Below are 3,132 nucleotides of genomic sequence, written 5' to 3' on the forward strand. Positions count from 1 at the left end.
AAATTTAAAGCCTGGCGATGTCCTACTCTCACATGGGGAAGCCCCACACTACCATCGGCGCTATTTCGTTTCACTTCTGAGTTCGGCATGGAAATCAGGTGGGTCCAAAACGCTATGGTCGCCAAGCAAATTCTTTAATTCGGAAAGCTGTTTCTTAATTCTCGTTCTTACACATTCAATGTTCTTTCATTGAGTCCATCAAAACCCCTTGGGTGTTGTATGGTTAAGCCTCACGGGCAATTAGTACAGGTTAGCTCAACGCCTCACAACGCTTACACACCCTGCCTATCAACGTCGTAGTCTACGACAACCCTTTAGGATACTTAAAGTATCAGGGAGAACTCATCTCAAGGCTCGCTTCCCGCTTAGATGCTTTCAGCGGTTATCGATCCCGAACTTAGCTACCGGGCAATGCGTCTGGCGACACAACCCGAACACCAGAGGTTCGTCCACTCCGGTCCTCTCGTACTAGGAGCAGCCCCTTTCAATTCTCCAACGCCCACGGCAGATAGGGACCGAACTGTCTCACGACGTTCTAAACCCAGCTCGCGTACCACTTTAAATGGCGAACAGCCATACCCTTGGGACCGACTTCAGCCCCAGGATGTGATGAGCCGACATCGAGGTGCCAAACACCGCCGTCGATATGAACTCTTGGGCGGTATCAGCCTGTTATCCCCGGAGTACCTTTTATCCGTTGAGCGATGGCCCTTCCATTCAGAACCACCGGATCACTATGACCTGCTTTCGCACCTGCTCGAATTGTCATTCTCGCAGTCAAGCGGGCTTATGCCATTGCACTAACCTCACGATGTCCAACCGTGATTAGCCCACCTTCGTGCTCCTCCGTTACGCTTTGGGAGGAGACCGCCCCAGTCAAACTACCCACCAGGCACTGTCCGCAACCCCGATAAGGGGTCGACGTTAGAACATCAACACTACAAGGGTGGTATTTCAAGGACGGCTCCACGCAATCTAGCGACTGCGCTTCAAAGCCTCCCACCTATCCTACACATGTAGGGTCAATGTTCAGTGCCAAGCTGTAGTAAAGGTTCACGGGGTCTTTCCGTCTAGCCGCGGGTACACTGCATCTTCACAGCGATTTCAATTTCACTGAGTCTCGGGTGGAGACAGCGTGGCCATCATTACGCCATTCGTGCAGGTCGGAACTTACCCGACAAGGAATTTCGCTACCTTAGGACCGTTATAGTTACGGCCGCCGTTTACCGGGGCTTCGATCAAGAGCTTCGACCGAAGTCTAACCCCATCAATTAACCTTCCGGCACCGGGCAGGCGTCACACCGTATACGTCATCTTGCGATTTTGCACAGTGCTGTGTTTTTAATAAACAGTTGCAGCCACCTGGTATCTGCGACTCTCAATAGCTCCATCCGCGAGGGACTTCACCGTCGAGAGCGTACCTTCTCCCGAAGTTACGGTACCATTTTGCCTAGTTCCTTCACCCGAGTTCTCTCAAGCGCCTTGGTATTCTCTACCCGACCACCTGTGTCGGTTTGGGGTACGATTCCTTACAATCTGAAGCTTAGAGGCTTTTCCTGGAAGCATGGCATCAATGACTTCACATCCGTAGATGCTCGACGTCGTGTCTCAGCCTTAAGAAGAGCCGGATTTACCTAACTCTTCAGCCTACGCACTTGAACCTGGACAACCGTCGCCAGGCCCACCTAGCCTTCTCCGTCCCCCCATCGCAATTGTAAGAAGTACGGGAATATTAACCCGTTTCCCATCGACTACGCCTTTCGGCCTCGCCTTAGGGGTCGACTTACCCTGCCCCGATTAACGTTGGACAGGAACCCTTGGTCTTCCGGCGAGGAGGTTTTTCACCCCCTTTATCGTTACTCATGTCAGCATTCGCACTTCTGATACGTCCAGCATGCGTTACCACACACCTTCAACCGCTTACAGAACGCTCCCCTACCCAATGCACTAAAGTGCATTGCCGCAGCTTCGGTTTACTACTTAGCCCCGTTACATCTTCCGCGCAGGCCGACTCGACCAGTGAGCTATTACGCTTTCTTTAAATGATGGCTGCTTCTAAGCCAACATCCTGGCTGTCTGAGCCTTCCCACATCGTTTCCCACTTAGTAGTAATTTGGGACCTTAGCTGGCGGTCTGGGTTGTTTCCCTCTCCACGACGGACGTTAGCACCCGCCGTGTGTCTCCCGGATAGTACTTACTGGTATTCGGAGTTTGCAAAGGGTTGGTAAGTCGGGATGACCCCCTAGCCTTAACAGTGCTCTACCCCCAGTAGTATTCGTCCGAGGCGCTACCTAAATAGCTTTCGGGGAGAACCAGCTATCTCCAGGTTTGATTGGCCTTTCACCCCTAGCCACAAGTCATCCGCTAATTTTTCAACATTAGTCGGTTCGGTCCTCCAGTTGATGTTACTCAACCTTCAACCTGCCCATGGCTAGATCACCTGGTTTCGGGTCTATATCCAGAGACTGAACGCCCAGTTAAGACTCGGTTTCCCTACGGCTCCCCTAGATGGTTAACCTTGCCACTGAATATAAGTCGCTGACCCATTATACAAAAGGTACGCAGTCACAGGACAAAGCCTGCTCCTACTGCTTGTACGTACACGGTTTCAGGTTCTATTTCACTCCCCTCACAGGGGTTCTTTTCGCCTTTCCCTCACGGTACTGGTTCACTATCGGTCAGTCAGTAGTATTTAGCCTTGGAGGATGGTCCCCCCATATTCAGACAGGATATCACGTGTCCCGCCCTACTCGATTTCACTGAATATGCGTCGTCAGTTACGGGGCTATCACCCTGTATCGCCAAGCTTTCCAGCTTGTTCACCTAACGCCTATAAAGCTTAAGGGCTAGTCCAATTTCGCTCGCCGCTACTTTCGGAATCTCGGTTGATTTCTTTTCCTCGGGGTACTTAGATGTTTCAGTTCCCCCGGTTCGCCTCGTTATGCTATGTATTCACATAACGATACTTACTTATGTAAGTGGGTTTCCCCATTCGGAAATCCCAGACTCAAGTGGTTTTTACTACCTAATCTGGGCTTATCGCAAGTTAATACGTCCTTCATCGCCTCTGACTGCCAAGGCATCCACCGTGTACGCTTAGTCACTTAACCATACAACCCGAAGGAGTTTCGA

Annotated in this window: 2 rRNA genes; both read right to left on the reverse strand. The window is 51.1% G+C overall.

Annotated elements, in window-relative coordinates:
* Nucleotides 1-9 precede the first annotated feature (9 nt).
* Nucleotides 10-126, reverse strand: a 5S ribosomal RNA gene (gene rrf, locus CAG69_RS21520).
* 93 nt (nucleotides 127-219) lie between these two features.
* A 23S ribosomal RNA gene (locus CAG69_RS21525) occupies nucleotides 220-3,110 on the reverse strand.
* Between the last annotated feature and the right edge of the window lie 22 nt (nucleotides 3,111-3,132).

It is taken from the genome of Vibrio sp. V43_P6S15P86, assembly GCF_009904725.1.
Classification (GTDB): Bacteria; Pseudomonadota; Gammaproteobacteria; order Enterobacterales; family Vibrionaceae; genus Vibrio; species Vibrio diabolicus.